Below are 24,501 nucleotides of genomic sequence, written 5' to 3'. Positions count from 1 at the left end.
ATGAAATTAAAACTGATCGTGCTGGCGCTGGCGATGAGCGTGGTTACCGCACAGGCGGCGGACCGCATCGCCTTTATTCCTAAGCTGGTCGGCGTCGGCTTCTTTACCAGCGGCGGCAACGGCGCGAAAGAGGCGGGGAAAGCGCTGGGCGTGGATGTCACCTATGACGGTCCCACCGAGCCCAGCGTCTCCGGCCAGGTGCAGCTTATCAACAACTTCGTCAACCAGGGCTACAACGCGATTATCGTCTCCGCCGTCTCGCCGGACGGCCTGTGCCCGGCGCTGAAGCGGGCGATGCAGCGCGGGGTGAAAGTCCTGACCTGGGATTCAGATACCAAGCCGGAGTGCCGCAGCATCTATATCAACCAGGGTACGCCGCAGCAGCTCGGCGGCCTGCTGGTCGAGATGGCGGAAAAGCAGGTCAGCAAACCTGCCGCCAAAGTCGCGTTTTTCTACTCCAGCCCGACGGTGACCGACCAGAACCAGTGGGTGAAGGAAGCCAAAGCCAAAATCGAAAAAGAGCATCCGCAGTGGCAAATCGTCACCACCCAGTTTGGCTATAACGATGCCACCAAATCGCTGCAAACCGCCGAGGGGATTTTAAAAGCCTATCCGGATCTCGACGCCATTATCGCGCCGGATGCCAATGCGCTGCCGGCGGCGGCGCAGGCGGCGGAGAACCTCAAGCGTCAGGGCGTGGCGATCGTCGGCTTTAGTACGCCGAACGTGATGCGCCCGTACGTTGAGCGCGGCACGGTGAAAGCGTTCGGCCTGTGGGATGTGGTTCAGCAGGGCAAAATTGCGGTTAACGTCGCCGATCGATTACTGAAAAAGGGCGATCTTAACGTCGGCGACAGCGTTGAAGTGAAAGATATCGGCTCGCTGAAGGTCGAACCGAATAGCGTGCAGGGCTACCAGTATGAGGCGAAGGGCAACGGCATCGTGCTGCTGCCGGAGCGCGTGGTGTTCAGCAAAGAGAACATCAACAACTACGACTTCTGACGGAGGATGAGATGGCTGATTTAGACGACATCAAAGAGGGTAAGGACTTCGGTATCGACCGCCCGCAGCAGAACACGCTGTATACCCTGAAAGGCTGTGGTTCACTGGACTGGGGCATGCAGTCGCGGCTGGCGCGCATCTTTAATCCGCACAGCAACCGCACGGTGATGCTGGCCTTCGATCACGGCTACTTTCAGGGGCCAACGACCGGGCTTGAGCGTATCGACCTGTCGATTGCGCCGCTGTTTGCCGACACCGACGTGCTGATGTGCACCCGCGGCGTATTGCGCAGCCAGGTACCGGCGGCCACCAATAAGCCAGTGGTGCTCCGCGCCTCCGGCGGCAATTCGATTTTGAGCGAACTCTCCAACGAATGCGTGGCGGTGGCGATGGAAGACGCCCTACGTCTCAACGTTTGCGCGGTGGCGGCGCAGGTCTATATCGGCAGCGAATACGAACATCAGTCGATCAATAACATCATCAAGCTGGTGGATGCCGGCAATCGCTACGGTATGCCGGTCCTGGCGGTCACCGGCGTCGGCAAAGAGATGACCCGTGATGCGCGCTACTTCTCGCTGGCCAGCCGGATTGCCGCCGAAATGGGCGCGCAGTTTGTAAAGACCTATTTCGTTGAGGAAGGCTTTGAAAAAGTGACCGCCAGTTGCCCGGTGCCGATCGTGATTGCTGGCGGTAAAAAGCTGCCGGAGCATGAGGCGCTGGAGATGTGCTGGCGGGCGATCGACCAGGGGGCGTCCGGGGTGGATATGGGGCGTAATATCTTCCAGTCCAGCGCCCCGCGCGCGATGCTGAAGGCGGTGAAAAAGGTGGTGCATGAGAATCTGAACGCCCGCGAAGCGTATCAGTTCTGGCAGGAAGAGAAACAGGGAGAGCTGAAATGAACGTCACGCTGGTGGAGATCAATATTAAACCCGAGCGGGTGGATGAGTTTCTTGAGGTGTTTCGCGCCAACCACGAAGGCGCGCTGCAGGAGCCGGGCAACCTGCGCTTTGATGTCCTGCAGGATCCCGAGGTGAAAACCCGCTTTTTTATCTACGAAGCCTATAAAGACGATGAGGCGGTGCTGGCGCATAAGAAGACGCCGCACTATTTAGCCTGCGTCGAAAAGCTGGAGGAGATGATGTCGCAGCCGCGGCAGAAACGCAGCTTTATCGGCCTGTTGCCGCAGGTATGAGGATTTTCCTTCCCCCTCTCCCTGTGGGAGAGGGGGAAGGGCACTTATTATGCTTCTTCAACCGAGACGCGCAGGGCCGCCAGCGCCTTACGCGCCGCTTTCAGCACCTGCTCACACTGCTCCAGGGTGAGGGTCAGCGGCGGTTCAACGCGGATCGTCTTGGCGTTGTTTAACGTCCCGGCGACCAGCACCCGCTGTCTGAACATCTCGCTGGCAAAGTCGTAGCCAATCTCGTTATCGACAAACTCGATGGCCATCAGCATGCCTTTCCCGCGCACTTCATTCACCAGGTCCGGATACTCCTGCGCCAGCAGGCGGAACCCGTCCAGCAACATATCGCCTTTCTGCGCCGCCTGCGCCGGCAGGTTTTGCGTCAACAGCACGTTGATGGTCGCCAGCGCCGCCGCACAGGCCAGCGGGTTACCGCCGAAGGTGGTGGTGTGCAGGAACGGGTTGTCGAACAGCACCGAGAAGACCTCTTCCGTCGCCACCGTTGCGCCGATCGGCATCACGCCGCCGCCGAGCGCTTTCGCCAGACACAGAATGTCGGGCTGGACGTTCTCATGCTCGCAGGCGAACATCTTGCCGGTGCGGCCCATGCCGGTCTGCACTTCGTCGAGGATCAGCAGGGCGCCAAACTCATCGCACAGCTTACGCACCGCCGGCAAATACTCCTGCGGCGGGAGGATCACGCCCCCTTCACCCTGAATCGGCTCGAGGATCACCGCCGCGACATCATCACCGGTTTTCTTGCACTCGCTAAGAATGGAGCGCATGGCGTTGATATCACCGAACGGCACGTGGCGGAAACCCGGCAGCAACGGCATAAACGGTTTGCGGAAGGTCGACTTGGCGGTGGCCGACAGCGCACCCAGCGATTTACCGTGGAAGGCGCCGCTGGTGGCGATGAAGGTAAATTTACCGCGCGGCGACTGATAGGCTTTCGCCAGCTTGATAGCCGCCTCTACCGATTCGGTACCGCTGTTGCAGAAGAAACTGTACTTTAGTTTGCCGGGCGTTAAGGCTGCCAGGGTTTTCGCCAGCATCGCGCGTAGCGGATCCAGCAGTTCCTGACTGTGAAGCGGTTGTTTCGCGAGTTGATTCTCGACGGCGGATACCACAACTGGATTACGGTGCCCTACATTGAAGATGCCAAACCCACCAAGGCAGTCGATAAATTCCTGTCCCTGGGTGTCGACAAGCGTATTTAACCCTCCCGCTTGCCACTCTACGGCTCCGTAATCCCCGCCGGCTGTGACCGATTTTCGATACTCTAAAAACCCCGGATTCACATGCTCTTTAAAGTATTCCCTGACCTCCTGGTTAAGTGCTTTCATTTCCTCATGATCAAGCGTGCGCTTTTCAATGAGATTCAGTGCGTGTGCGCTGCAGGCCAGAGCCGATGCGCTGGAAGGTAACCTGTTCAAAATGTGCTCCTGGGGCGGACGTATCACACGATACTGGATTAAGTATTGCAGGGATTACGCCAGTTCGGCAGAAGCGGTGAAAATCGGGATAAATGCAAAGTAAAAGACGAAATGTGTAAAATTTAATCTCATTGCGCCACTATTGGCACGTTTTATTCCTGAGCTGACGAGATTTTCTGCCTGGCGGCGATGAACGGGGCGATCCGCCGTGGTGCGGGCTGCCCCAGGGCGGGGCAGCCAGTGGTAACAAAAGAGGCTTAGTCGAGCTGAGAGATCTCCATCGCCGCCCGGTCGATAATGCCGATGATCTGTTTGAGCTGAGCGGTACTGCTGGCCTGCTGGTTCACTTTCAGGTCGAGGACCGCTTTGAAGTTTTCCAGCGCGCGCTTCATCTGCGGATCCCGGCGCAGCTCGCAGCCGACCATCCGCGCCTGCAGACGCTCCTGGATATGGGCCAGGTGCTCCTGGTTCTCGGCGTGCAGCTGTTTTCCTTCCTCGCTGATAACGATTTTTTTACGTCCGTTGTCATCTTCCACGCTGATAAGGCCCTGGTCCTGGAGCAGATCCAGCGTCGGGTAGATTACCCCCGGGCTGGGGCTGTAGTTCCCCTGGGTAAGCGTTTCGATCTCTTTGATCAGCTCATAGCCATGGCTGGCGTTGCGGCTGAGGATATCCAGAATGATCAGCCGCAGTTCACCGTGGCCAAAGAAACGCTGGCGACGTCCGCCGCCGCGGCGGCCATGGTCGCCGTGTTCGCTGGGATCACCGTGGCGCCCGCGTGGCCCACGCCCCTCTTCATGATGATGTCGCATGGTTACCTCCTGCTGTTTTTGATATATCTAATTTATATCTAAAAAATGAATGTTCGCAATGCTGGTTGATATTTATTTTTTAATATATTGATATATATGTAATTATTTTCTGATTGTGGATTTTGATGCGGTTTGTTTTGACTATATCAAAAAAAGACTTGCATTCTTTTTAGTTGGCAATCATTATCATTTGCATCAAGTTTAGATATATCTATTTACCGTTCACGAAGGCAATCGATGATGACAAAAACCAAAGCAGACAAGTACCCGCAGCGTGTCCGCAATGAGCTGCGTTTCCGTGAGCTGACGGTGCTGCGCGTGGAGCGCGCAGGCGCGGCGTTCCAGCGTATCGTGCTGGGAGGCGAGACGCTGGAAGGCTTCGCTTCTCACGGCTTTGACGATCATACCAAGCTTTTTTTCCCCGAGCCGGGCGCGGCATTTACCCCGCCGCAGGTGACCGAGGAGGGGATTGACTGGGGCGAGGGCGTGCGGCCTGCCACTCGTGACTATACGCCGCTGTACGATGCCGAACGTCACGAGCTGACTTACGATTTCTATATCCACGATGGCGGTATCGCCAGCCGCTGGGCGCTGGAAGCAAAAGTGGGCGATAAGCTGGTGATCGGCGGCCCGCGCGGCTCGCTGGTGGTGCCGGAAGATTATGCCTGGCAGCTGTATGTTTGCGATGAGTCCGGCATGCCGGCGCTGCGCCGTCGTCTGCTGGGATTACGCCAGTTGCCGGCAAGGCCGCAGGTGACGGCCATCGTTACTATCGCCGATGCGTCGTATAAAGATTATCTGGCGGATCTCGACGGCTTTAACATCGAGTGGGTGGTGGGCCACAACCCGGCCTTCGTCGCCGAGCGTCTGGCCCAGGTGAAGGTGCCGGCGGAGGATTATTTCATCTGGCTGACCGGCGAAGGCGCGGTGGTGAAATCGCTGCTGGCGCGCTTTGAAGACGAGAGTATCGATCAGCAGCTGGTGCGTTCCCAGGCGTACTGGCACAGTAAGTAAAAAGCCATCGTGGTAAAACCCGGATAGCGGCTTGCGCCTTATCCGGGCTACGGTTGGCGCCGTTTTTTGTCGGGTGGCGGCTTACGCCTTACCCGACCTTCTATTCGGCGGTGTGACGTCGCCCCAGTAAAACCCGGATAGCGGCTTGCGTACGGTTGGCGCCGATTTGTAGCCCCGGTAAGCGCTGCGCCACCGGGGAAGGCTTATCGTTCCGCCAGGGCCTTAAACACCATCGCTACCGCATGGGCGCCGGGGTCCATGTTGCCGAGCAGGCTATCGCTGTTGAGATAGGACGCTCGTCCGGCGCCAGCTTTGCCCGACTGGCAGGTGCGATCCGCCCCGGCCTGCGCCGCGGCAAAAGCGGCCTGCAGATTCTCCGGTTCGGCCAGCAGCGCCGCCAGCGCCGGCTGCAGAGCGTCGATCATCGTCCGGTCTCCCTCATCGGCGCCGCCGTAAAACTTCATCTGTTCCAGACCGGCGTTCAGCGCCTCGGCCACGCTGGCGCCTTGTCCCAGCTTCTGCCCGGCAGCGGTGAAGAAGATAGACATCAATACCCCGCTGGAGCCGCCCATCACCACCGTCAGACGTTCGCCGATCAGCGCAAAGAGCGTTGGCAGATCGTTTAGCGGCAGCTGCTGGCGCTGCAGCAGGTCGGCAATCTCGCGCGCCCCGGCGGCGAAGGTGGAGCCGGTATCGCCGTCGCCCACTTTGGCGTCCAGTGCGTTGAGATGTTCTTCAAGATCGATGAGGGCGCCGGTCACCTGCGCGACGTAATCGCCCACCAGTGGATTGCCCGATGGCATGAAGTCGACGCGCGCGCTGGCGAGAGTGGACGGCATGATGTTAACTGCCCGCGGCTGCACCGGCGTCTGCCAGCCGGCGGTTTCCACGTCCGACAGCAGCGCTTTTTCAATACCCTCCTCCAGCACGATGGCGCTCAGCGAGAAGCCTTTCATATCCAGCGCCGTCACCAGCGAGGCCGGGCCTATTAACCAGTCAACGCGCGCCTGCAGCGGGGTGTTGGCCAGCTCGCGGGTCAGGATCGCCATCTCAGCCTCCGACACGCCGCCGAGGTTATTAAGCATCACCGCCAGGCGGCCGGTTTCCGGCAGGGCGGCAGTCAGTTTTTCCACCATCAGGTTGACGATTTCCGCACTGTTTTGCGTGGCGATCGTCGAGGCGCCTGGCTCACCGTGGATGCCCATTCCCAGCTCGGCATGACCGGCCTGATGGCGCGGCGCGCTGTCGGCTTCCTGCGGCAGGTGGCAGCTGGCCAGCGCCACCCCGATGCTGGCGGTATGGCTGGCGGCGTATTGTGCTTCACGCAGGACGGTGGCGAGGTTGAAGCCGCGCTCGGCGAAATAGCCCGCCACTTTATGCACCAGAATGGTCCCGGCGATGCCGCGCGGATGCTTGTTATCCGGCAGCGAAATGTCGTCGCCGACGATCAGCATCTCCACGTTGTAGCCGAGACGGCGCGCTTTCTCCGCCGCCAGGCCGAAGTTAAGCCGATCGCCGGTGTAGTTTTTGACGATCAGCAGGCAGCCCGCCTCGCCGGTCACCGCCTGAATGGCGGTAAGCACCGCGTCGACGCTCGGCGAGGCGAACAGATCGCCGCAGACCGCGGCGGTCAGCATGCCTTTACCAATAAAGCCGACGTGCGCCGGTTCATGGCCGGCGCCGCCGCCGGAGATCACCGCCACGTTGTTTTTATTCAGATCGCGACGGACCACCACCCGGATCGCCGGGTCGCTCTCCAGACGGGCGAGGTTATTCCACGGGCTGGCGATAATGGTACCCTCAATCACATCGTTGACGAGGCTGGCGCGCTGGTTAAAAAAGAATTGAGACATAGTGGTTCCTGAAGAGTAAGCGAAAACTCACCCTCCGGAGGCAGGCCTCCGGAGCGGTAACGGTCAACGTGAATTTTAGTCACGGATAAGGCGTTGGTTACGCATATCGAGCGCGATGGCTTCGCCAGGCTGAATATCATTTAGCGCCTCGCCCTGCTGGCACAGCCAGACGATCCCCGCGGCGCGGGCGATAATCGCGCCGTGAGCCTGTTCGCTGCCATCGCGCAGGCACAGGCCTTTAATGAGGCTGGTATCCAGTTGTAAGACGGTTGAGGGATAAATGTTGTCGGCAATAATAATTGTTGGCTCGCCGGGCGTCGGCAGCGTCTCCTGAATACCCTGCAGATGGCGCAGGGTGCGCTGCAGAATATCTTCGATATCGATATAGCGCGCCTGCAGGTAGGGGTCATCCAGCTGGCGATACTGCTGGCTGAGCTCCATTAGCACCTGATGCCACGCCCATTCCGCCGAGCATTGTTCGGTGAGCAGACGATCGTTGGCGGCATCAAACAGATCGTCATCGTCGAGCAGGGTGTGGTGCCCGGCGAAGATCGCCGCGATATCGGCGTTAAATTTATTTTCCGCCAGCTCGGTCAGGGCGATAAGATCCGCCAGCGTCTGGTCGATGGCCTGGCGCAGGCGCTGCTGCTCGCGGGCAGCATCGGCGGCAGCCGGGCGGAGCGGCTGGATCAGGGCCAGCGGATAGCGCAGGGCTGCGCCTTCGACGCGCTCGGGCGTTGCCGGAGCCGCTGCCGGTTGCCCCGCAGGCGATTCACCGAAGTTATCGGCGGCCAGCGTCTGAAACGCCGCCAGCGCCGCGTCGGCATCCGGACCGCGGGCCAGCAGGCGCAGCTTATCGTTACGGCGTACCTGCAATAGCGCGATTTGGTTGAGGCTGTCCGGTTTGACGCACTTCCCGTTTTTCTCCAGCAGTAGATCGGCGTTAAAACCCGCCAGCGCGGCGACCAGCTTCGACGCTGGACGCACGTGCAGGCCGTTGTGGTTGTTAATAATAACTGAAACCGATTTTGTGTCGCCATCGTCGGCAAGCGTCGGCGCCGGCGCGGCGTCAGAAGTTGGCGAAGGTAAACCCAGCTGAACCCGCTTGGCCTCCAGGGCGCTCATGGCGTCGGCGATCACCTTGTCGATCCCGGCGCCGGAGGCAGCGCTGACGGTGGCCGCCAGCGTCCCTTCCACCAGCGGCGCGGCGCACAGCCGCACCTTCGCGGCAATCGCCGGATCGAGCAGATCGAGGGCGGTTTCGGCGCTGAGCAACGCGCTGCCGATATCCATCATCACCAGCACGTGATCGGTATCGGCGACGGATTCGATCGCCTCCATGACTTTAAGCGGATCGGTGCCGATCGGGCTGTCTGGATCGTCGATCCCGGCGGCGATCGCCAGTTTGCAGCCATCGTTGATTAACATCTGCCGGGCCAGTTCTCCGACACCTTCGCCCAGCCGGGCGCTATGAGAAACAATAACCAGGTTTACCATCGCGATTTCCTTACTCTTTGGCGGCGGCGGCCAGCATCTGAACCATAAATAGCACCGAGGTTGCGCCGGGATCCTGATGTCCGATGCTGCGCTCGCCGAGATAGCTGGCGCGGCCTTTACGCGCCTGCATGGTGATGGTGGCGTGGGCCGCACGCTCGGCCACTTCGCAGGCGGCATCCAGCGCGGCGGCGATCGACAGGTGCTGCTCGCTGGACTGGCGCAGGGAGTCCGCCACCGGCAGCCAGACGTCGCACATGGTTTTATCCCCTGGCTCCGCTTTGCCGCGGTTGACCACCCCGTCCGCGCCTTCGCGGATCATCAGGTATAGTTCGTCGAGGGTCAGGCTTTGGTGGGCCTGAGTGACCTGCGCGGCGCGAATAAAGAAGGTGCCGAACAGCGGGCCGCTGGCGCCGCCAACGTTGGAGAGCAGCGTCATGCCGGTATTTTTCAGGATAAAGCCAATATCTTTATCGGCGATCGACGGCAGCTTTTCGACCACTTTACTAAAGCCGCGGTGCATATTGAGACCGTGGTCGGCGTCGCCGATCTCTTTATCGAGGCCGGTGAGAAAATCGCTCTCTTTGGTGAAAATGTCGCCGCAGCGGTACAGCCAGTCGACGATTTGCGTTCTGTTCAGTGACATGTCGTGCTCCTTAGTTTCCCCAGTTCAGCGCCGGGGTATGAACCGGGGCGTCCCATAGCGCCAGCGTCTCATCATCCACTTTCAGCAGGGTGATGGAGAAGCCCGACATATCCAGCGAGGTGCAGTAGCTGCCGATGAGGTTACGTTCGATGATGATGCCAGACGCTTCGCAGCGCTGGGCGAGACGGTGATACACGCCGTACAGTTCGGACAGCGGGGTGGCGCCGAGGTTATTGACCAGCGCGATGACCCGGTCGCCGTTTTGCAGCGCGGTTTTGCTCTGCTTCACTTCCTGCCACGCGCCCTTGACGGTATTCCACTGGCGCAGCGTGCGGCTGTAGGCGCCATTCTCCAGCAGGGTATCGAACATCTCATCGACGGTTTGGTCGAGCGAGCTGAAGCGGCGGCGGTCGATGCCCGGCTCGCCGTGAATGCCGACACCGAACTCCATCTCGTCATCTTTCAGCGTAAAGGAGGGCTGCCCGGCGGCCGGTACGGTGCAGGCGCCGAGAGCGATACCAATCGAGTGGCCGAGATTGTTCAGGCGGCGGCCCAGTTCAGCGCAGGCTTCCAGCGAGTCACCGCGCTCGGCGGCGGCGCCGACCAGTTTTTCGATCAACACGGTATTGGCGACGCCGCGGCGACCAGCGGTATAGAGACTGTCTTTCACCGCCACGTCGTCGTCGACCACCACGGTGGTGACTTTAATGCCGCTCTCATGCAGCAGCTCGGTGGCGGTTTCGAAGTTCAGGATGTCGCCGGTGTAGTTTTTGATAATCAGCAGAACGCCTTCGCCGCCGTCAATTTGCATCGCGCATTCGAACATTTTGTCCGGCGTCGGCGAGGTGAAGATTTCCCCCGGGCAGGCGCCAGAGAGCATGCCCTGGCCGATATAGCCGCAGTGCATCGGCTCATGTCCGCTGCCGCCGCCGGAGAGCAAGGCCACCTTGCCGGCCACCGGCGCGTCGGTGCGGGTCACATATAGCGGGTCCTGATGCAGGGTCAGCTGCGGATGGGCTTTAGCCAGCCCCTGTAATTGTTCATTCAGTACATCTTCAACACGGTTAATCAGCTTTTTCATTATTCAGTGCTCCGTTGGAGAAGGTTCGATGCGGCCTCTCTGCTGGCGGAGGCGGTCATCGCGTAGGGGTATCGTCTGACGGTGGAGCGTGCCTGGCGATATGATGATTCTGGCTGAGCGGACGAAAAAAAGAATGCCCCGACGATCGGGTTTCATTACGAAACATTGCTTCCTGATTTTGTTTCTTTATGGAACGTTTTTGCCGAGGATACGGTGAAAATGCGAGCTGGCGCGCTTTTTTTCTTCTGTTATAAGCGGCGGTCAGGATGGCTGGCGAAGCGGGTGGGAAAAAATTTTTGCTGATTTTCTGCCGGCTGCGGGAGAAAAAAAGGCCGAAAAGGGGGGATGGTAAGGGCATTATGCGGCAGATGAGCGGATCGGGATCGCAATCCTGACAGAGAACAGGGTTTTTTGTTCCAATATGGAACGTAAAAAATTAACCTGTGTTTCATATCAGAACAAAAAGGCGAAAGATTTTTTTGTTCCCTGCCGGCCCTACAGTGATCGCACTGCTCCGGTACCGTTCCGTTCAGGCCGCGTTTTCCGGCCGGCGCGGATAACGCCAGGGCTCTTCATGTCTACATGCGCACTTATTTGAGGGTGAAAGGAATGCTAAAAGTTATTCAATCTCCAGCCAAATATCTTCAGGGCCCTGATGCTGCTGTCCTGTTCGGTCAATATGCCAAAAACCTGGCGGAGAGCTTCTTCATCATCGCCGACGATTTCGTGATGAAGCTGGCGGGAGAGAAAGTGGTGAATGGTCTGCAGAGCCACGATATTCGCTGCCATGCGGAACGGTTTAACGGTGAATGCAGCCATGCGGAAATTAACCGTCTGATGGCGATTTTGCAAAAACAGGGCTGCCGCGGCGTGGTTGGCATCGGCGGCGGTAAAACCCTCGATACCGCGAAGGCGATCGGTTACTACCAGAAGCTGCCGGTGGTGGTGATCCCGACCATCGCCTCGACCGATGCGCCAACCAGCGCGCTGTCGGTGATCTACACCGAAGCGGGTGAGTTTGAAGAGTATCTGATCTATCCGAAAAACCCGGATATGGTGGTGATGGACACGGCGATTATCGCCAAAGCGCCGGTACGCCTGCTGGTCTCCGGCATGGGCGATGCGCTCTCCACCTGGTTCGAGGCCAAGGCCTGCTACGATGCGCGCGCCACCAGCATGGCCGGGGGGCAGTCCACCGAGGCGGCGCTGAGCCTCGCCCGCCTGTGCTATGATACGCTGCTGGCGGAGGGCGAAAAGGCCCGTCTGGCGGCGCAGGCCGGGGTGGTGACCGAAGCGCTGGAGCGCATCATCGAGGCGAACACCTACCTCAGCGGCATTGGCTTTGAAAGCAGTGGCCTGGCCGCCGCCCACGCGATCCACAACGGTTTCACCATTCTGGAAGAGTGCCACCATCTGTATCACGGTGAGAAAGTGGCCTTCGGTACCCTGGCGCAGCTGGTGCTGCAGAACAGCCCGATGGATGAGATTGAAACGGTGCTGGGCTTCTGCCAGCGCGTCGGCCTGCCGGTGACCCTCGCGCAGATGGGCGTCAAAGAGGGGATCGACGCGAAAATCGCCGCGGTGGCGAAAGCCACCTGTGCGGAAGGGGAGACCATCCACAATATGCCGTTCGCGGTGACCCCGGAGAGTGTGCACGCCGCTATCCTCACCGCCGATCTGTTAGGCCAGCAGTGGCTGGCGCGTTAATTCGCGGTGGCTAAACCGCTGGCGCCGGTCGGCGGTTTTTCTTTCTCCCCTCTGGCAGTGGCTGCCGGAGGGGTTCTCTATGGTAAAACGCGGAAAACAGTATGACTGTTCAGACTCAGGATACCGGGAAGGCGGTCTCTGCCGTCATCGCCCAGTCATGGCATCGCTGCAGCAAGTTTATGCAGCGTGAAACCTGGCAAAAGCCGCACCAGGCCCAGGGCCTGACCTTCGACTCCATCTGTCGGCGTAAAACCGCGCTGCTGACCATCGGTCAGGCGGCGCTGGAGGACGCCTGGGAGTTTATGGACGGTCGCCCCTGCGCGCTGTTTATTCTTGATGAGACCGCCTGCATCCTGAGCCGCTGCGGCGAACCGCAAACGCTGGCCCAGCTGGCTGACCTGGGATTTCGCGACGGCAGCTACTGCGCGGAGAGCATTATCGGCACCTGCGCGCTGTCGCTGGCCGCGATGCAGGGGCAGCCGATCAACACCGCCGGCGATCGGCATTTTAAGCAGGCCCTGCAGCCATGGAGCTTTTGTTCGACGCCGGTGTTTGATAATCACGGGCGGCTATTCGGCTCCATCTCCCTCGGTTGCCTGGTGGAGCACCAGTCCAGCGCCGACCTTTCCCTGACGCTGGCCATCGCCCGCGAGGTGGGCAATTCACTGCTCACCGACAGCCTGCTGGCGGAATCCAACCGCCACCTCAATCAGATGTACGGCCTGCTGGAGAGCATGGACGATGGGGTGATGGCGTGGAACGAGCAGGGCGTCCTGCAGTTTCTCAATGTTCAGGCGGCGAGACTGCTGCATCTTGATGCCCAGGCCAGCCAGGGGAAAAATATCGCCGATCTGGTGACCCTCCCTGCGCTGCTGCGCCGCGCCATCAAACACGCCCGCGGCCTGAATCACGTCGAAGTCACCTTTGAAAGTCAGCATCAGTTTGTCGACGCGGTGATCACCTTAAAACCGATTGTCGAGGCGCAAGGCAACAGCTTTATCCTGCTCCTGCACCCGGTGGAGCAGATGCGGCAGCTGATGACCAGCCAGCTCGGTAAAGTCAGCCACACCTTTGAGCAGATGTCTGCTGACGATCCGGAAACCCGGCGCCTGATCCACTTTGGCCGCCAGGCGGCGCGCGGCGGCTTCCCGGTGCTGCTGTGCGGCGAAGAGGGGGTCGGGAAAGAGCTGCTGAGCCAGGCCATCCACAATGAAAGCGAGCGGGCGGGCGGCCCCTACATCGCCGTCAACTGCCAGCTGTATGCCGACAGCGTGTTGGGCCAGGACTTTATGGGCAGCGCCCCCACTGATGATGAGAATGGCCGCCTGAGCCGGCTTGAGCTGGCCAACGGCGGCACCCTGTTTCTGGAAAAGATTGAGTATCTGGCGCCGGAGCTGCAGTCGGCTCTGCTGCAGGTCATTAAGCAGGGAGTGCTCACCCGCCTTGACGCCCGGCGCCTGATCCCGGTGGATGTGAAGGTGATCGCCACCACCACCGTCGATCTGGCCAACCTGGTGGAGCAGAACCGCTTTAGCCGCCAGCTGTACTATGCGCTGCACTCGTTCGAGATCGTCATCCCGCCGCTGCGCGCCCGACGCAACAGTATTCCGTCGCTGGTGCATAACCGGTTGAAGAGCCTGGAGAAGCGTTTCTCTTCGCGACTGAAAGTGGACGATGACGCGCTGGCGCAGCTGGTGGCCTACTCGTGGCCGGGGAATGATTTTGAGCTCAACAGTGTCATTGAGAATATCGCCATCAGCAGCGACAACGGCCACATTCGCCTGAGTAATCTGCCGGAATATCTCTTTTCCGAGCGGCCGGGCGGGGATAGCGCGTCATCGCTGCTGCCGGCCAGCCTGACCTTTAGCGCCATCGAAAAGGAAGCTATTATTCACGCCGCCCGAGTGACCAGCGGGCGGGTGCAGGAGATGTCGCAGTTGCTCAATATCGGCCGCACCACCCTATGGCGCAAAATGAAGCAGTACGATATTGACGCCAGCCAGTTCAAGCGCAAGCATCAGGCCTAGTCTCCTCGATACGCGCCATGGAGAACAGGGCATCCGACAGGCGATTGCTGTAGCATTTGAGCGCGTCGCGCAGCGGATGCACGCGGTCCATGGCCGTCAGCAGGCGTTCGAGCCGACGGGACTGGGTGCGCGCCACGTGCAGCTGGGCAGAGGCGAGATTCTTCCCCGGGATCACGAACTGTTTTAACGGGCCGCTCTCGGCCATATTGCGGTCGATAAGCCGCTCCAGGGCGGTGATCTCCTCTTCGCCGATCGTCTGGCTCAGGCGGGTCAGGCCCCGCGCATCGCTGGCCAGTTCAGCCCCCAGCACAAACAGCGTCTGCTGAATATGGTGCAGGCTTTCCCGCAGCCCGGCGTCGCGGGTCGTGGCGTAGCAGACGCCCAGCTGGGATATCAGTTCATCGACGGTGCCGTAGGCCTCGACGCGAATATGGTCTTTCTCGATGCGGCTGCCGCCGTACAGGGCGGTGGTGCCTTTATCCCCGGTGCGGGTATAGATACGGTACATTCAGTTTCTCTCACTTAACGGCAGGACTTTAACCAGCTGCCCGGCGTTGGCGCCGAGCGTACGCAGATGATCGTCGCTATCGGTGACGTGTCCGGTAGCCAGCGGCGCGTCCGCCGGCAGCTGGGCATGAGTGAGGGCTATCTCGCCGGACGCGCTGAGCCCGATACCCACCCGCAGGGGCGAGCTTCTGGCCGCCAGGGCGCCCAGCGCAGCGGCGTCACCGCCTCCGTCATAGGTTATGGTCTGGCAGGGGACCCCCTGCTCCTCCAGCCCCCAGCACAGCTCATTGATGGCGCCGGCATGGTGCCCGCGCGGATCGTAAAACAGGCGTACGCCTGGCGGTGAAAGCGACATGACGGCCCCCTCGTTAACACTCAGAATGCCTGGCGGAAAATCGCGGCAATCTCCTGCTCGTTGCCTTTACGCGGGTTCGAGAACGCATTGCCGTCTTTCAGAGCCATCTCCGCCATGTAGGGGAAGTCGGCCTCTTTTACTCCCAGATCGCGCAGATGCTGCGGAATACCGATATCCATCGACAAACGCGTGATAGCGGCGATGGCTTTTTCCGCCGCGTCGAGGGTGGACAGTCCGGTGATATTTTCGCCCATCAGTTCAGCGATATCGGCGAATTTCTCCGGATTGGCGATCAGGTTGTAGCGGGCCACATGCGGCAGCAGGACAGCGTTGGCCACGCCGTGCGGCATGTCGTACAGGCCGCCCAGCTGGTGCGCCATGGCGTGCACGTAGCCGAGGTTGGCGTTATTGAAAGCCATCCCGGCCAGCAGAGAGGCATAGGCCATGTTTTCCCGCGCCTGCAGATTGCTGCCGAGGGCCACGGCCTGGCGCAGGTTGCGGGCGATGAGGCGGATCGCCTGCATGGCGGCGGCGTCCGTCACCGGGTTAGCGTCTTTGGAGATATAGGCCTCTACGGCGTGGGTCAGGGCATCCATCCCGGTCGCCGCGGTCAGGGCGGCCGGTTTACCGATCATCAGCAGCGGATCGTTGATGGAGACCGATGGCAGGTTGCGCCAGCTGACGATCACAAACTTCACTTTGGTTTGGGTGTTGGTCAGGACGCAGTGGCGGGTGACCTCGCTGGCGGTGCCGGCAGTGGTGTTGACCGCGACGATAGGCGGCAGCGGGTTGGTCAGGGTCTCGATTCCCGCATACTGGTACAGATCGCCCTCATGGGTGGCGGCGATGCCGATGCCTTTACCGCAGTCGTGCGGGCTGCCGCCGCCCACGGTGACGATGATGTCGCACTGTTCGCGGCGAAACACGGCGAGGCCGTCACGCACGTTGGTGTCTTTCGGGTTCGGCTCGACGCCGTCAAAGATCGCCACCTCGATCCCGGCCTCCCGCAGATAATGCAGGGTTTTGTCCACCGCGCCATCTTTAATTGCCCGCAGGCCTTTGTCGGTGACCAGCAGGGCTTTTTTCCCCCCCAGCAGCTGGCAGCGTTCGCCGACTACGGAAATGGCGTTGGGGCCAAAAAAGTTAACGTTTGGCACCAGATAATCAAACATACGATAGCTCATAATATACCTTCTCGCTTCAGGTTATAATGCGGAAAAACAATCCAGGGCGCACTGGGCTAATAATTTATCCTGCTCGACCGTACCTCCGCTAACGCCGACGGCGCCAATTACCTGCTCATTAAAAATAACTGGCAGGCCGCCGCCAAAAATAATAATTCGCTGTTGGTTGGTTAGCTGAAGACCATACAGAGATTGTCCTGGCTGGACCGCTGACGTAATTTCATGGGTACCTTGCTTCAGGCTGCAGGCGCTCCAGGCTTTATTCAGGGAAATATCGCAGCTGGAGACGAAGGCCTCGTCCATCCGCTGGATAAGCAGCGTGTTGCCTCCGCGGTCAACCACAGAAAACACCACCGCCACCTTGATCTCAGTGGCTTTTTTTTCCACCGCCGCCGCCATTTGCTGGGCGGCGGCCAGGGTGATTGTCTGAACTTGTTGGCTCTTGTTCATCATTCTCTCCCGCACCAGGATAACGCTGGCGCGAATAGTCAGTAGGGGGTGATAGTAAAAAACTATTACCATTCGGTTGGCTTGCTTTATTTTTGTCAGCGTTATTTTGTCGCCCGCCATGATTTAGTCAATAGGGTTAAAATAGCGTCGGCAAAACGTAATTAAGGGCGTTTTTTATTAATTGATTTACATCATTGCGGGCGATCACATTTTTTATTTTTGCCGCCGGAGTAAAGTTTCATAGTGAAACTGTCGGTAGATTTCGTGTGCCAAATTGAAACGAAATTAAATTTATTTTTTTCACCACTGCCTCATTTAAAGTTCCGCTATTGCCGGTAATGGCCGGGCGGCAACGACGCTGGCCCGGCGTATTCGCTACCGTCTGCGGATTTCACCTTTTGAGCCGATGAACAATGAAAAGATCAAAACGATTTGCAGTACTGGCCCAGCGCCCCGTCAATCAGGACGGGCTGATTGGCGAGTGGCCTGAAGAGGGGCTGATCGCCATGGACAGCCCCTTTGACCCTGTCTCTTCAGTAAAAGTGGACAACGGTCTGATCGTCGAACTGGACGGCAAACGCCGGGACCAGTTTGACATGATCGACCGGTTTATCGCCGATTACGCGATCAACGTTGAGCGCACAGAGCAGGCAATGCGCCTGGAGGCGGTGGAAATAGCCCGCATGCTGGTGGATATTCACGTCAGCCGGGAGGAGATCATTGCCATCACTACCGCCATCACGCCGGCCAAAGCGGTCGAGGTGATGGCGCAGATGAACGTGGTGGAGATGATGATGGCGCTGCAGAAGATGCGTGCCCGCCGGACCCCCTCCAACCAGTGCCACGTCACCAATCTCAAAGATAATCCGGTGCAGATTGCCGCTGACGCCGCCGAGGCCGGGATCCGCGGCTTCTCAGAACAGGAGACCACGGTCGGTATCGCGCGCTACGCGCCGTTTAACGCCCTGGCGCTGTTGGTCGGTTCGCAGTGCGGCCGCCCCGGCGTGTTGACGCAGTGCTCGGTGGAAGAGGCCACCGAGCTGGAGCTGGGCATGCGTGGCTTAACCAGCTACGCCGAGACGGTGTCGGTCTACGGCACCGAGGCGGTATTTACCGACGGCGATGATACGCCGTGGTCAAAGGCGTTCCTCGCCTCGGCCTACGCCTCCCGCGGGTTGAAAATGCGCTACACCTCCGGCACCGGATCCGAAGCGCTGATGGGCTATTCGGAGAGCAAGTCGATGCTCTACCTCGAATCGCGCTGCATCTTCATTACCAAAGGCGCCGGGGTTCAGGGACTGCAAAACGGCGCGGTGAGCTGTATCGGCATGACCGGTGCTGTGCCGTCGGGCATTCGGGCGGTGCTGGCGGAAAACCTGATTGCCTCTATGCTCGACCTCGAAGTGGCGTCCGCCAACGACCAGACTTTCTCCCACTCGGATATTCGCCGCACCGCGCGCACCCTGATGCAGATGTTGCCGGGCACCGACTTTATTTTCTCCGGCTACAGCGCGGTGCCGAACTACGACAACATGTTCGCCGGCTCGAACTTCGATGCGGAAGATTTTGATGATTACAACATCCTGCAGCGTGACCTGATGGTTGACGGCGGCCTGCGTCCGGTGACCGAGGCGGAAACCATTGCCATTCGCCAGAAAGCGGCGCGGGCGATCCAGGCGGTTTTCCGCGAGCTGGGGCTGCCGCCGATCGCCGACGAGGAGGTGGAGGCCGCCACCTACGCGCACGGCAGCAACGAGATGCCGCCGCGTAACGTGGTGGAGGATCTGAGCGCGGTGGAAGAGATGATGAAGCGCAACATCACCGGCCTCGATATTGTCGGCGCGCTGAGCCGCAGCGGCTTTGAGGATATCGCCAGCAATATTCTCAATATGCTGCGCCAGCGGGTCACCGGCGATTACCTGCAGACCTCGGCCATTCTCGATCGGCAATTCGAGGTGGTGAGCGCGGTCAACGACATCAATGACTATCAGGGGCCGGGCACCGGCTATCGCATCTCTGCCGAACGCTGGGCGGAGATCAAAAATATTCCGGGCGTGGTTCAGCCTGACACCATTGAATAAGGCGGTATTCCTGTGCAACAGACAACCCAAATTCAGCCCTCTTTTACCCTGAAAACCCGCGAGGGCGGGGTGGCTTCTGCCGATGAACGTGCCGATGAAGTGGTGATCGGCGTCGGCCCTGCCTTCGATAAACACCAGCATCACACGCTGATCGATATGCCCCATGGCGCGATCCTCAAAGAGCTGATTGCCGGGGTGGAAGAAGAGGGGCTTCACGCCCGGGTGGTGCGCATTCTGCGCACGTCCGACGTCTCCTTTATGGCCTGGGATGCGGCCAACCTGAGCGGCTCGGGGATCGGCATCGGTATCCAGTCGAAGGGGACCACGGTCATCCATCAGCGCGATCTGCTGCCGCTCAGCAACCTGGAGCTGTTCTCCCAGGCGCCGCTGCTGAGGCTGGAGACCTACCGGCAGATTGGCAAAAACGCCGCGCGCTATGCGCGCAAAGAGTCACCTTCGCCGGTGCCGGTGGTGAACGATCAGATGGTGCGGCCGAAATTTATGGCCAAAGCCGCGCTATTTCATATCAAAGAGACCAAACATGTGGTGCAGGACGCCGAGCCCGTCACCCTGCACGTCGACTTAGTAAGGGAGTGACCATGAGCGAGAAAACCATGCGCGTGCAGGATTATCCGTTAGCCACCCGCTGCCCGGAGCATATCCTGACGCCTACCGGCAAACCATTGACCGATATTACCCTCGAGAAGGTGCTCTCTGGCGAGGTGGGCCCGCAGGATGTGCGGATCTCCCGCCAGACCCTTGAGTACCAGGCGCAGATTGCCGAGCAGATGCAGCGCCATGCGGTGGCGCGCAATTTTCGCCGCGCGGCGGAGCTTATCGCCATTCCTGACGAGCGCATTCTGGCTATCTATAACGCGCTGCGCCCGTTCCGCTCCTCGCAGGCGGAGCTGCTGGCGATCGCCGACGAGCTGGAGCACACCTGGCATGCGACAGTGAATGCCGCCTTTGTCCGGGAGTCGGCGGAAGTGTATCAGCAGCGGCATAAGCTGCGTAAAGGAAGCTAAGCGGAGGTCAGCATGCCGTTAATAGCCGGGATTGATATCGGCAACGCCACCACTGAGGTGGCGCTGGCGTCCGACGACCCGCAGGCGAGGGCGTTTGTTGCCAGCGGGATCGTCGCGACGACGGGCATGAAAGGGACGCGGGACAATATCGCCGGGACCCTCGCCGCGCTGGAGCAGGCCCTGGCGAAAACACCGTGGTCGATGAGCGATGTCTCTCGCATCTATCTTAACGAAGCCGCGCCGGTGATTGGCGATGTGGCGATGGAAACCATCACCGAGACCATTATCACCGAATCGACCATGATCGGTCATAACCCGCAGACTCCGGGCGGGGTGGGCGTTGGCGTGGGGACGACTATCGCCCTCGGGCGGCTGGCGACGCTGCCGGCGGCGCAGTATGCCGAGGGGTGGATCGTACTGATTGACGACGCCGTCGATTTCCTTGACGCCGTGTGGTGGCTCAATGAGGCGCTCGACCGGGGGATCAACGTGGTGGCGGCGATCCTCAAAAAGGACGACGGCGTGCTGGTGAACAACCGCCTACGTAAAACCCTGCCGGTGGTGGATGAAGTGACGCTGCTGGAGCAGGTCCCGGAGGGGGTGATGGCGGCGGTGGAAGTGGCTGCGCCGGGCCAGGTGGTGCGGATCCTGTCGAATCCCTACGGGATCGCCACCTTCTTCGGGCTAAGCCCGGAAGAGACCCAGGCCATCGTCCCCATCGCCCGCGCCCTGATTGGCAACCGTTCAGCGGTGGTGCTCAAGACCCCGCAGGGGGACGTACAGTCGCGGGTGATCCCGGCGGGCAACCTCTACATTAGCGGCGAAAAGCGCCGCGGAGAGGCCGATGTCGCCGAGGGCGCGGAAGCCATCATGCAGGCGATGAGCGCCTGCGCTCCGGTACGCGATATCCGCGGCGAACCGGGCACCCACGCCGGCGGCATGCTTGAGCGGGTGCGCAAGGTAATGGCGTCCCTGACCGGCCATGAGATGAGCGCGATATATATCCAGGATCTGCTGGCAGTGGATACGTTTATTCCGCGCAAGGTGCAGGGCGGGATGGCCGGCGAGTGCGCCATGGAGAATGCCGTCGGGATGGCGGCGATGGTGAAAGCGGATCGCCTGCAAATGCAGGTTATCGCCCGCGAACTGAGCGCCCGACTGCAGACCGAGGTGGTGGTGGGCGGCGTGGAGGCCAACATGGCCATCGCCGGGGCGTTAACCACTCCCGGCTGTGCGGCGCCGCTGGCGATCCTCGACCTCGGTGCCGGCTCGACGGATGCGGCGATCGTCAACGCGGAGGGGCAGATAACGGCGGTCCATCTCGCCGGGGCGGGGAATATGGTCAGCCTGTTGATTAAAACCGAGTTAGGCCTCGAGGATCTTTCGCTGGCGGAAGCGATTAAAAAATACCCGCTGGCCAAAGTGGAAAGCCTGTTCAGTATTCGTCATGAGAATGGCGCGGTGGAGTTCTTTCGGGAAGCCCTCAGCCCGGCGGTGTTCGCCAAAGTGGTGTACATCAGGGAGGGCGAACTGGTGCCGATCGATAACGCCAGCCCGCTGGAAAAAATTCGTCTCGTGCGCCGGCAGGCGAAAGAGAAAGTGTTTGTCACCAACTGCCTGCGCGCGCTGCGCCAGGTCTCACCCGGCGGTTCCATTCGCGATATCGCCTTTGTGGTGCTGGTGGGCGGCTCATCGCTGGACTTTGAGATCCCGCAGCTTATCACGGAAGCCTTGTCGCACTATGGCGTGGTCGCCGGGCAGGGCAATATTCGGGGAACAGAAGGGCCGCGCAATGCGGTCGCCACCGGGCTGGTACTGGCCGGTCAGGCGAATTAAACGGGCGCTCGCGCCAGCCTCTCTCTTTAACGTGCTATTTCAGGATGCCGATAATGAACCAGACTTCTACCTTAACCGGGCAGTGCGTGGCCGAGTTTCTTGGCACCGGATTGCTCATTTTCTTCGGCGCGGGCTGCGTCGCTGCGCTGCGGGTCGCCGGGGCCAGCTTTGGTCAGTGGGAGATCAGTATTATCTGGGGCCTTGGCGTCGCCATGGCCATCTACCTGACGGCCGGTGTCTCCGGCGCGCACCTTAATCCGGCGGTGACCATTGCCCTGTGGCTGTTCGCCTGTTTTGAACGCCGCAAGGTGCTGCCGTTTATTGTTGCCCAGACGGCCGGGGCCTTCTGCGCCGCCGCGCTGGTGTATGGGCTCTATCGCCAGCTGTTTCTCGATCTTGAACAGAGTCAGCATATCGTGCGCGGCACTGCCGCCAGCCTTAACCTGGCCGGGGTCTTTTCCACGTACCCGCATTCACATATCACTTTTATACAGGCGTTTGCCGTGGAGACCACCATCACGGCAATCCTGATGGCGATGATCATGGCCCTGACCGACGACGGCAACGGAATTCCGCGCGGGCCGCTGGCGCCGTTGCTGATTGGCTTGCTGATCGCCGTGATCGGCGCGTCGATGGGGCCGCTAACCGGCTTTGCACTGAATCCGGCGCGCGACTTCGGCCCAAAACTGTTTACCAGTCTGGCCGGCTGGGGCGCGATCGCCTTTACCGGCGGGCAGTCGATACCCTACTTTTGGGTGCCGCTGCTGGCGCCGGTGGTGGGGGCGATTATCGGGGCGTTTTTGTATCGCAAGCTTATCTGCCGCCATCTGCCGTGCGAATGCGGTATCGATGAGTAAAGCGGGACCCGCCGCAGCGCGGCGGGTTTCCCCGGCCTGATGCCGGGGAGCAGGGTTATTTTTTGATGACCGCGCTGAGATCGCCGAGTTTAGCGGCGGGGTTCTTGTGGCACTGCTGCAACATTTTTGGCACCGAGACGGTCTCGACTTCATGCCAGTCGACATAGTCGCCGCCGCTGAAGTCGGTGTTGCGATTCACGACCCAGAAGGCCACGGGGGTCATGCTTTTCGGGTTCATATCCATAAACTCCTGACAGGTCATATTCTGCGGTGTGGTTTCCTGAACCGCGAACGCCGGGCTGGTCATCAGACAGAATGTGGTGGCCGCCGCGGTCAACACGAGTGCTTTAGGTAAATTCATTTTCTTCTCCAGTGATAAAATACGGCTTAAGCCTGGGCGTGCTTCATCTTATTGCGCAGGACCAGAAAGCCGATGGCGCTAAATATCATTTCAACGCCGATAAATGCGGTGATAAATAACCAGCTTTGCTGCGGATTCATGGCCAGCCACAGGCAGGCGATAAGTAAATCCAGCAAGCCGATAAAAATATTCCAGCCAGCGCCGCTTTGTTTTCGGGTTTGACATCCGCTGACGATGCGGGAAATACCGCCGAGAACAAATAAAAAGCCAAATAAAATGGCCAGACTGCTCATACCGTTGAGGGGATTGACGACAAAGCTCAGGCCGAGCACGATCCAGGCGATGGCGAAGATCAGCGCCACCAGGCGTGATTTCCAGTGCTGCTGGCGGAAGACAATCAAGCTGTACAGTGAATAGAAGCCACAGATCATCAACAACATGCCGGTGACGACGGCGAGATACCAACCGGCGACCAACGGCCAGGCCAGGCAACAGGCCCCGCAGATAAACAGCAGGGCGGCCATCATGCCGGCATGCCGTTTATATCGTAAGAAGATGCGTGGACTAAACGCATTTAAAGTGTAATGGCTAAACATAAACATAATTGCTCCGCAGATCCCGGTAGGCGGCCTGGCGCTGAAATAAACGTATGGTTTATTCCGCGGGCCAAAAGAAATGTCTGAGGAAAATAGTAGGCCGCGGTATCGCCAGGCGTAAATAAGAGCGCCGAGGTCACTTTATACGTCTGGTCTGACAGCTGTCAGACCAGGCCCGCAATATCACTTCCGGGCTCTGATTCTCAATAACCACGATATTTTTTAAGCTGGCTGCGTTTGGTGATGCTTACCGATTTTAATCAGGAGTTAACAATGAAAAAAGTCATTCTGGCGAGCCTGCTGGCAACCATGATGGGTACCTCTCCGGTGTGGGCGGCAGACAGCGCGACGGCAGCGCCAACCGCGGCAGCCACGGCGCAGGTACAGAAAGAAGCTGCCGATGTGCTGCAGGTTGCGGTGCAGGGCGCGAACGCGATGCGCGACGTCCAGTTCGCCCGTCTGGCGCTGTTCCACGGCCAGCCGGAGAGCGCCAAAAAACTGACAGACGACGCCGCCGCGCTGCTGGCCGCCGATGACGCCAGCTGGGCGAAGTTCGTGAAAACTGACGCCACAGCAAAAATGATCGCCGATCGCTATGTGGTGATCAACGCGACCGTCGCCCTGTCTGAAGACTACGTGGCCACACCGGAAAAAGAGAGTGCCATTAAATCTGCCAACGAAAAGCTGGCGAAAGGTGACCAGAAAGGGGCTATCGATACCCTGCGTCTGGCCGGCATCGGCGTGATCGAGAACCAGTATCTGATGCCGCTCAACCAGACCCGTAAAGCGGTGGCGCAGGCGCAAAAACTGCTGAAAGCCGGGAAGTATTACGAAGCGAATCTGGTGCTGAAGGGCGCTGAAGAGGGCATTGTGGTGGATAGCGAGATGCTGGTGGCAGGCAACTGATCCTCGTTCCATCCTGATAGAGCGCAGAGGAAGAAACTGACATGGATGTCCCCTTAACGCTCGGGCAGGCGGACTGCCCGAGCGGAAC

General features: G+C 59.7%; 24 protein-coding genes and 1 pseudogene. 12 read left to right on the top strand and 13 right to left on the bottom strand.

Annotation, left to right across the window (positions count from 1 at the left end; genetic code table 11):
* Genes lsrB through lsrG form a run of 3 tightly spaced genes read left to right on the top strand, consistent with a single transcriptional unit; the run spans position 1 to position 2,194 of the window.
* Complete coding sequence (gene lsrB / locus HMPREF3142_RS12170; protein WP_004144833.1) at positions 1-1,002, top strand: autoinducer 2 ABC transporter substrate-binding protein LsrB; 1,002 nt, start codon at positions 1-3, stop codon at positions 1,000-1,002.
* A gap of 11 nt (positions 1,003-1,013) precedes the next feature.
* Positions 1,014-1,901 carry a 3-hydroxy-5-phosphonooxypentane-2,4-dione thiolase gene (gene lsrF, locus HMPREF3142_RS12165; protein WP_002917724.1) on the top strand — a complete coding sequence of 296 codons (888 nt, stop codon included), beginning with the start codon at positions 1,014-1,016 and terminating at the stop codon, positions 1,899-1,901.
* A complete protein-coding gene (lsrG, locus tag HMPREF3142_RS12160; protein WP_002917723.1) occupies positions 1,898-2,194 on the top strand; it encodes a (4S)-4-hydroxy-5-phosphonooxypentane-2,3-dione isomerase in 297 nt (98 codons plus the stop codon). The genes lsrF and lsrG overlap by 4 nt, the downstream gene beginning before the upstream one ends.
* A 47-nt stretch (positions 2,195-2,241) precedes the next feature.
* Here the strand turns inward: lsrG and ygjG are convergent, their stop codons facing one another.
* Positions 2,242-3,621 (bottom strand): putrescine aminotransferase, encoded by a 1,380-nt coding sequence (ygjG, locus tag HMPREF3142_RS12155; RefSeq protein WP_070612099.1) that lies wholly within the window; start codon positions 3,619-3,621, stop codon positions 2,242-2,244.
* Positions 3,622-3,878: 257 nt separating this feature from the next.
* On the bottom strand, positions 3,879-4,433 hold the full coding sequence (locus tag HMPREF3142_RS12150) for a PadR family transcriptional regulator (RefSeq protein ID WP_012967200.1): 555 nt from the start codon (positions 4,431-4,433) through the stop codon (positions 3,879-3,881).
* A 237-nt stretch (positions 4,434-4,670) separates the two neighbouring features.
* Here HMPREF3142_RS12150 and HMPREF3142_RS12145 point away from each other — a divergent pair, with 237 nt between their 5' ends.
* Positions 4,671-5,447, top strand: a complete 777-nt coding sequence (locus HMPREF3142_RS12145; protein ID WP_022066313.1) for a siderophore-interacting protein — start codon at positions 4,671-4,673, stop codon at positions 5,445-5,447.
* 203 nt (positions 5,448-5,650) lie between these two features.
* On the opposite strand, the gene HMPREF3142_RS12140 is transcribed toward HMPREF3142_RS12145, so the two are convergent.
* The 5 genes and pseudogenes from HMPREF3142_RS12140 to HMPREF3142_RS29025 form a co-directional block, all read right to left on the bottom strand.
* A complete protein-coding gene (locus tag HMPREF3142_RS12140) occupies positions 5,651-7,300 on the bottom strand; it encodes a glycerone kinase (protein ID WP_064166315.1) in 1,650 nt (549 codons plus the stop codon).
* A gap of 75 nt (positions 7,301-7,375) precedes the next feature.
* Positions 7,376-8,797, bottom strand: a complete 1,422-nt coding sequence (gene dhaM, locus HMPREF3142_RS12135; protein ID WP_070612098.1) for a dihydroxyacetone kinase phosphoryl donor subunit DhaM — start codon at positions 8,795-8,797, stop codon at positions 7,376-7,378.
* A gap of 10 nt (positions 8,798-8,807) precedes the next feature.
* A complete protein-coding gene (dhaL, locus tag HMPREF3142_RS12130; RefSeq protein WP_008806558.1) occupies positions 8,808-9,440 on the bottom strand; it encodes a dihydroxyacetone kinase subunit DhaL in 633 nt (210 codons plus the stop codon).
* A gap of 10 nt (positions 9,441-9,450) precedes the next feature.
* Positions 9,451-10,521, bottom strand: coding sequence for a dihydroxyacetone kinase subunit DhaK (gene dhaK / locus HMPREF3142_RS12125; RefSeq protein ID WP_023298238.1), 1,071 nt, complete (start codon positions 10,519-10,521; stop codon positions 9,451-9,453).
* 155 nt (positions 10,522-10,676) lie between these two features.
* Positions 10,677-10,879 (bottom strand): annotated as a pseudogene (locus HMPREF3142_RS29025) (hypothetical protein).
* A gap of 251 nt (positions 10,880-11,130) precedes the next feature.
* Here HMPREF3142_RS29025 and HMPREF3142_RS12120 point away from each other — a divergent pair.
* Both HMPREF3142_RS12120 and dhaR read left to right on the top strand, forming a co-directional pair.
* Positions 11,131-12,228: a glycerol dehydrogenase gene (locus HMPREF3142_RS12120; protein WP_070612097.1), complete on the top strand. Its 1,098-nt coding sequence runs from the start codon at positions 11,131-11,133 to the stop codon at positions 12,226-12,228.
* A gap of 101 nt (positions 12,229-12,329) precedes the next feature.
* Positions 12,330-14,255 (top strand): dihydroxyacetone kinase operon transcriptional regulator DhaR, encoded by a 1,926-nt coding sequence (dhaR, locus tag HMPREF3142_RS12115; RefSeq protein WP_070612096.1) that lies wholly within the window; start codon positions 12,330-12,332, stop codon positions 14,253-14,255.
* Here the strand turns inward: dhaR and HMPREF3142_RS12110 are convergent.
* The 4 genes from HMPREF3142_RS12110 to HMPREF3142_RS12095 are packed head-to-tail and all read right to left on the bottom strand — an operon-like array spanning position 14,233 to position 16,751.
* Entirely contained in the window at positions 14,233-14,763 is a 531-nt protein-coding gene (locus tag HMPREF3142_RS12110) for a cob(I)yrinic acid a,c-diamide adenosyltransferase (protein WP_048268231.1), read from the bottom strand. The two genes, dhaR and HMPREF3142_RS12110, sit on opposite strands and share 23 nt — an antisense overlap.
* A complete protein-coding gene (locus tag HMPREF3142_RS12105; RefSeq protein WP_002917678.1) occupies positions 14,764-15,117 on the bottom strand; it encodes a glycerol dehydratase reactivase beta/small subunit family protein in 354 nt (117 codons plus the stop codon).
* Positions 15,118-15,137: 20 nt separating this feature from the next.
* A complete protein-coding gene (dhaT, locus tag HMPREF3142_RS12100) occupies positions 15,138-16,301 on the bottom strand; it encodes a 1,3-propanediol dehydrogenase (RefSeq protein WP_004889680.1) in 1,164 nt (387 codons plus the stop codon).
* Positions 16,302-16,322: 21 nt separating this feature from the next.
* The gene (locus HMPREF3142_RS12095; protein ID WP_022065621.1) at positions 16,323-16,751 is read right to left on the bottom strand and encodes a GlcG/HbpS family heme-binding protein; all 429 of its coding nucleotides are present in this window, start codon (positions 16,749-16,751) and stop codon (positions 16,323-16,325) included.
* A gap of 413 nt (positions 16,752-17,164) precedes the next feature.
* Here HMPREF3142_RS12095 and HMPREF3142_RS12090 point away from each other — a divergent pair, with 413 nt between their 5' ends.
* Genes HMPREF3142_RS12090 through HMPREF3142_RS12070 form a run of 5 tightly spaced genes read left to right on the top strand, consistent with a single transcriptional unit; the run spans position 17,165 to position 22,550 of the window.
* Entirely contained in the window at positions 17,165-18,832 is a 1,668-nt protein-coding gene (locus tag HMPREF3142_RS12090; RefSeq protein ID WP_002917676.1) for a propanediol/glycerol family dehydratase large subunit, read from the top strand.
* A 12-nt stretch (positions 18,833-18,844) separates the two neighbouring features.
* Entirely contained in the window at positions 18,845-19,429 is a 585-nt protein-coding gene (locus tag HMPREF3142_RS12085; RefSeq protein WP_032731281.1) for a propanediol/glycerol family dehydratase medium subunit, read from the top strand.
* 2 nt (positions 19,430-19,431) lie between these two features.
* A complete protein-coding gene (locus tag HMPREF3142_RS12080; protein WP_002917670.1) occupies positions 19,432-19,857 on the top strand; it encodes a glycerol dehydratase small subunit DhaB3 in 426 nt (141 codons plus the stop codon).
* A gap of 12 nt (positions 19,858-19,869) precedes the next feature.
* A complete protein-coding gene (locus HMPREF3142_RS12075; protein ID WP_008806552.1) occupies positions 19,870-21,693 on the top strand; it encodes a diol dehydratase reactivase subunit alpha in 1,824 nt (607 codons plus the stop codon).
* 53 nt (positions 21,694-21,746) lie between these two features.
* Positions 21,747-22,550 carry an MIP/aquaporin family protein gene (locus tag HMPREF3142_RS12070; RefSeq protein WP_070612095.1) on the top strand — a complete coding sequence of 268 codons (804 nt, stop codon included), beginning with the start codon at positions 21,747-21,749 and terminating at the stop codon, positions 22,548-22,550.
* A gap of 55 nt (positions 22,551-22,605) precedes the next feature.
* Here HMPREF3142_RS12070 and hdeB read toward each other — a convergent pair whose 3' ends face one another.
* Together hdeB and HMPREF3142_RS12060 are read right to left on the bottom strand one after the other, a co-directional pair.
* Positions 22,606-22,911, bottom strand: a complete 306-nt coding sequence (gene hdeB / locus HMPREF3142_RS12065) for an acid-activated periplasmic chaperone HdeB (protein WP_012540524.1) — start codon at positions 22,909-22,911, stop codon at positions 22,606-22,608.
* Positions 22,912-22,937: 26 nt separating this feature from the next.
* Positions 22,938-23,513, bottom strand: a complete 576-nt coding sequence (locus HMPREF3142_RS12060) for an HdeD family acid-resistance protein (protein WP_012540525.1) — start codon at positions 23,511-23,513, stop codon at positions 22,938-22,940.
* A gap of 237 nt (positions 23,514-23,750) precedes the next feature.
* Here HMPREF3142_RS12060 and HMPREF3142_RS12055 point away from each other — a divergent pair, with 237 nt between their 5' ends.
* Entirely contained in the window at positions 23,751-24,413 is a 663-nt protein-coding gene (locus HMPREF3142_RS12055; RefSeq protein ID WP_162493302.1) for a YfdX family protein, read from the top strand.
* Positions 24,414-24,501 lie beyond the last annotated feature (88 nt).

This window comes from Klebsiella sp. HMSC16C06 (genome assembly GCF_001808325.1).
In the GTDB taxonomy this organism is placed as follows: domain Bacteria; phylum Pseudomonadota; class Gammaproteobacteria; order Enterobacterales; family Enterobacteriaceae; genus Klebsiella; species Klebsiella variicola.
The sequence above is the reverse complement of the archived record's forward strand: the minus strand, read 5'-3'. Positions and strand labels throughout refer to the sequence as shown.

What these genes read in the sequence shown, in the direction of transcription:
- lsrB (WP_004144833.1), top strand. Translation starts at nt 1, where the DNA reads ATGAAATTAAAACTGATCGTGCTGGCGCTGGCGATGAGCGTGGTTACC.
- lsrF (WP_002917724.1), top strand. Translation starts at nt 1,014, where the DNA reads ATGGCTGATTTAGACGACATCAAAGAGGGTAAGGACTTCGGTATCGAC.
- lsrG (WP_002917723.1), top strand. Translation starts at nt 1,898, where the DNA reads ATGAACGTCACGCTGGTGGAGATCAATATTAAACCCGAGCGGGTGGAT.
- HMPREF3142_RS12150 (WP_012967200.1), bottom strand. Translation starts at nt 4,433, where the DNA reads ATGCGACATCATCATGAAGAGGGGCGTGGGCCACGCGGGCGCCACGGT.
- HMPREF3142_RS12145 (WP_022066313.1), top strand. Translation starts at nt 4,671, where the DNA reads ATGATGACAAAAACCAAAGCAGACAAGTACCCGCAGCGTGTCCGCAAT.
- HMPREF3142_RS12140 (WP_064166315.1), bottom strand. Translation starts at nt 7,300, where the DNA reads ATGTCTCAATTCTTTTTTAACCAGCGCGCCAGCCTCGTCAACGATGTG.
- dhaM (WP_070612098.1), bottom strand. Translation starts at nt 8,797, where the DNA reads ATGGTAAACCTGGTTATTGTTTCTCATAGCGCCCGGCTGGGCGAAGGT.
- dhaL (WP_008806558.1), bottom strand. Translation starts at nt 9,440, where the DNA reads ATGTCACTGAACAGAACGCAAATCGTCGACTGGCTGTACCGCTGCGGC.
- dhaK (WP_023298238.1), bottom strand. Translation starts at nt 10,521, where the DNA reads ATGAAAAAGCTGATTAACCGTGTTGAAGATGTACTGAATGAACAATTA.
- HMPREF3142_RS12120 (WP_070612097.1), top strand. Translation starts at nt 11,131, where the DNA reads ATGCTAAAAGTTATTCAATCTCCAGCCAAATATCTTCAGGGCCCTGAT.
- dhaR (WP_070612096.1), top strand. Translation starts at nt 12,330, where the DNA reads ATGACTGTTCAGACTCAGGATACCGGGAAGGCGGTCTCTGCCGTCATC.
- HMPREF3142_RS12110 (WP_048268231.1), bottom strand. Translation starts at nt 14,763, where the DNA reads ATGTACCGTATCTATACCCGCACCGGGGATAAAGGCACCACCGCCCTG.
- HMPREF3142_RS12105 (WP_002917678.1), bottom strand. Translation starts at nt 15,117, where the DNA reads ATGTCGCTTTCACCGCCAGGCGTACGCCTGTTTTACGATCCGCGCGGG.
- dhaT (WP_004889680.1), bottom strand. Translation starts at nt 16,301, where the DNA reads ATGAGCTATCGTATGTTTGATTATCTGGTGCCAAACGTTAACTTTTTT.
- HMPREF3142_RS12095 (WP_022065621.1), bottom strand. Translation starts at nt 16,751, where the DNA reads ATGAACAAGAGCCAACAAGTTCAGACAATCACCCTGGCCGCCGCCCAG.
- HMPREF3142_RS12090 (WP_002917676.1), top strand. Translation starts at nt 17,165, where the DNA reads ATGAAAAGATCAAAACGATTTGCAGTACTGGCCCAGCGCCCCGTCAAT.
- HMPREF3142_RS12080 (WP_002917670.1), top strand. Translation starts at nt 19,432, where the DNA reads ATGAGCGAGAAAACCATGCGCGTGCAGGATTATCCGTTAGCCACCCGC.
- HMPREF3142_RS12075 (WP_008806552.1), top strand. Translation starts at nt 19,870, where the DNA reads ATGCCGTTAATAGCCGGGATTGATATCGGCAACGCCACCACTGAGGTG.
- HMPREF3142_RS12070 (WP_070612095.1), top strand. Translation starts at nt 21,747, where the DNA reads ATGAACCAGACTTCTACCTTAACCGGGCAGTGCGTGGCCGAGTTTCTT.
- hdeB (WP_012540524.1), bottom strand. Translation starts at nt 22,911, where the DNA reads ATGAATTTACCTAAAGCACTCGTGTTGACCGCGGCGGCCACCACATTC.
- HMPREF3142_RS12060 (WP_012540525.1), bottom strand. Translation starts at nt 23,513, where the DNA reads ATGTTTATGTTTAGCCATTACACTTTAAATGCGTTTAGTCCACGCATC.
- HMPREF3142_RS12055 (WP_162493302.1), top strand. Translation starts at nt 23,751, where the DNA reads ATGCTTACCGATTTTAATCAGGAGTTAACAATGAAAAAAGTCATTCTG.